Origin of the sequence: Vibrio sp. VP6 (genome assembly GCF_028823755.1) — a bacterium.
In the GTDB taxonomy this organism is placed as follows: Bacteria; Pseudomonadota; Gammaproteobacteria; order Enterobacterales; family Vibrionaceae; genus Vibrio; species Vibrio parahaemolyticus.
In genome coordinates, this window is sequence record NZ_JAPEID010000106.1 from 1 (window position 1) to 2,790 (window position 2,790).

The window sequence follows — 2,790 nt, forward strand, 5'->3', positions numbered from 1 at the left end:
GCGCCGATGGTAGTGTGGGGTTTCCCCATGTGAGAGTAGGACATCGCATGGCTTTAATTTAGTTTTTTCCTTTTTAAAAAGGCAAAGACAAAAGTTAAGAGAGCCCGTTTGTAAAAGCGGGCTTTTTTAGTCCTCACGGACACAAATAATGTGCTGATATGGCTCAGTCGGTAGAGCGCATCCTTGGTAAGGATGAGGTCCCCAGTTCGATTCTGGGTATCAGCACCATTTATTATTTGTTTTATGTTTTAAATTAAAGCCTAAAACAAAATGTAAAGAATTTTACTTGGCGACCATAGCACTTTGGACCCACCTGATTTCCATTCCGAACTCAGAAGTGAAACGAAGTAGCGTCGATGGTAGTGTGGGGCTTCCCCATGTGAGAGTAGAACATCGCCAGGTTCTTATTTAGACTCCAGAGTCTAACCAGTGCGGAGCGGTAGTTCAGTTGGTTAGAATACCGGCCTGTCACGCCGGGGGTCGCGGGTTCGAGTCCCGTCCGCTCCGCCACTTATTTAGAAAGCCTTGCTAGAAATAGCAAGGCTTTCGTCATTTGAGGCCAAGTCATTTTCCCCTTCAGAGAAACGAATTCCGTTTCAGTGCTCTGGTACTTATTCCAACCCTTGTAGTCCGGCCGTTGATACGGAATCCTCATTCGCAATAGCGATGCTCTCTCATCTACAAGCGCCTGTCTTTGCCTATCTGTATTCTAGGCATATACAAACTAATTTGACTCATTTTGGTTTGCTTAAGAAGAATAAGCTTTATGGCTTTGTTGATTCACTTAGTCCTAGCCTAAAAGCTTTGGTTTTCATTCGTGTCTTGAGTCTAGCTTCAGTTTAGTTAGTATTTCGTTGCCATATCATCATGTTGAGACTCTAAGTTATTAAATGAGTCTCGCATTTATGCAATATTTGAATTTTCGAACTGACTTGCTATGTGACCCATTCCTAGTCCTTATACTCACGGCTTTTTCGCTTGTTAATGCCAACACTGTTAGAAAACTTTGTTTGCTTTGCTGATTTCTACTAGAAGGATTACCCTAAAAGGAGTTCTCGTAGGAGTTAGTTTGGTGATGCAACAAATAAAAAATGAAACCTTAAAAGAAGTATTTAAACAATGGGCTTCCGACGACGGAGTTGTGGTCATCAACCCTGCAACTGAGCAAGAGTTAATTCGCTTGAAAGCGAGTTCAATTGAAGAGTTGGATTGCCTCATTGAAGCGTGTTCGGCTGAACAAGTTCGATGGGCTAAGTTGAGTGCGAAAGAGCGCTCTAGCTGTTTGAAAAACTGGCATCAATTGTTGATGGAACACGCTGAAGATATCGCGACCATTATTACATTGGAACAGGGCAAGCCATTTTCTGAAAGCCGCGGGGAAGTGAGCTACGGGGCATCTTTTGTAGAGTGGTTTGCAGAAGAGGCTAAACGAGCTTATGGCGAAGTTATCCCAGCTCCTGCTGTAGATAGACGTTTATCTACAATTAAACAGCCTGTAGGCGTGTGTGCTGCGATTACACCGTGGAATTTCCCTATTGCTATGATCACACGAAAAGCGGCACCTGCGTTAGCTGCTGGGTGTGGGATGATCATCAAACCGTCCGAGTTGACCCCTCTGACCGCACTAGCGGTTGTTGAACTTGCGTATCAGGCTGGTATCCCTAAGCCGCTTTTACCTGTTGTTATTTCTGAACAGGCCGCTGAGTTTGGTCAGGTGTTATCGATGGATCCTAGGATCAAGAAGATTTCATTTACGGGTTCGACTCGCGTCGGCAAAATTTTGATGAAGCAGGCTAGTGAAACTGTTAAAGCGGTATCGATGGAACTTGGAGGTAACGCTCCGTTTATTGTTTTTGAGGATGCTGATTTGGAATCAGCTGCTGATGGGCTTATCGCGTCCAAGTTCCGCAATACAGGACAAACGTGCGTGTGCACAAACCGTCTATATGTACATCAAAATGTCAAAGTGCGCTTTATGGAAAAAGTGCTCGCGAAAATGATGGAGCTAAATGTTGGGAATGGCTTGGAGTCTGGTGTGACAGTTGGGCCAGTGATCACCATGGCTTCTAAGCATCGTCTGGAGGCTGTTATTGATCAGGCGTTACAAGAGGGGGCTACAATTGCTAACCGTCCTCAAAAGCTCGCAGGGCGCTTTATGGAGCCTGTAATTTTGGATAATGTCGTTCAAGGTATGGCTATCGTGCAGCAAGAGTTGTTTGGGCCAGTATTACCCGTATTAACATTTGAAGATGATGAACAAGTGTTAGCAATGGCCAATGATACCGAGTACGGCTTAGCTTGTTATTTCTATACCGATAGCCTTAAACGAATTATCAAGTTCACTGAAGGCTTGGAATACGGAATGGTTGGTGTGAACGAAGGTATCATCTCGACAGAAGTTGCACCATTTGGTGGTATTAAAGAGTCAGGTGTTGGGCGTGAAGGCGCGAAACAAGGGCTCGATGAATACCTAGAGACGAAATACATTTGTCTTGGTGGCTTAAGCTGATCTTTGGATGAGAGTGCAAAAGAGAAAGCTGGGTTTCTAAACCTAGCTTTTTTGTTTATAGAGCAAAGAGGAGAGAAGGGTGTATTTCTTCCAGATGCAAAAAAGCCGCATCAAGTGATGCGGCTTCTTCTAATATGGCTCCCCCTACTGGACTTGAACCAGTGACCTGCGGATTAACAGTCCGTCGCTCTACCGACTGAGCTAAGGAGGAACAAATTTTAATAAGTGGTGCCGACTACCGGAATCGAACTGGTGACCTACTGATTACAAGTCAGTTGCTC

At 44.6% G+C, this 2,790-nt stretch carries 1 protein-coding gene, 3 tRNA genes and 1 rRNA gene; 4 read left to right on the forward strand and 1 reads right to left on the reverse strand.

Annotated elements, in window-relative coordinates; translation table 11 throughout:
* Positions 1-152: 152 nt before the first annotated feature.
* The 4 genes from OU793_RS24005 to OU793_RS24020 all read left to right on the forward strand — a co-directional run bounded on the left by OU793_RS24005 (position 153) and on the right by OU793_RS24020 (position 2,509).
* Positions 153-228 (forward strand) — tRNA-Thr (locus OU793_RS24005).
* Between the two features lie 57 nt (positions 229-285).
* Positions 286-402 (forward strand): 5S ribosomal RNA (rrf, locus tag OU793_RS24010).
* Positions 403-433: 31 nt separating this feature from the next.
* Positions 434-510: transfer RNA gene (locus tag OU793_RS24015), tRNA-Asp, on the forward strand.
* A 562-nt stretch (positions 511-1,072) separates the two neighbouring features.
* Positions 1,073-2,509 carry an NAD-dependent succinate-semialdehyde dehydrogenase gene (locus OU793_RS24020; protein ID WP_180793905.1) on the forward strand — a complete coding sequence of 479 codons (1,437 nt, stop codon included), beginning with the start codon at positions 1,073-1,075 and terminating at the stop codon, positions 2,507-2,509.
* A 135-nt stretch (positions 2,510-2,644) separates the two neighbouring features.
* On the opposite strand, the gene OU793_RS24025 is transcribed toward OU793_RS24020, so the two are convergent.
* Positions 2,645-2,720 (reverse strand) — tRNA-Asn (locus tag OU793_RS24025).
* Positions 2,721-2,790: the final 70 nt, after the last annotated feature.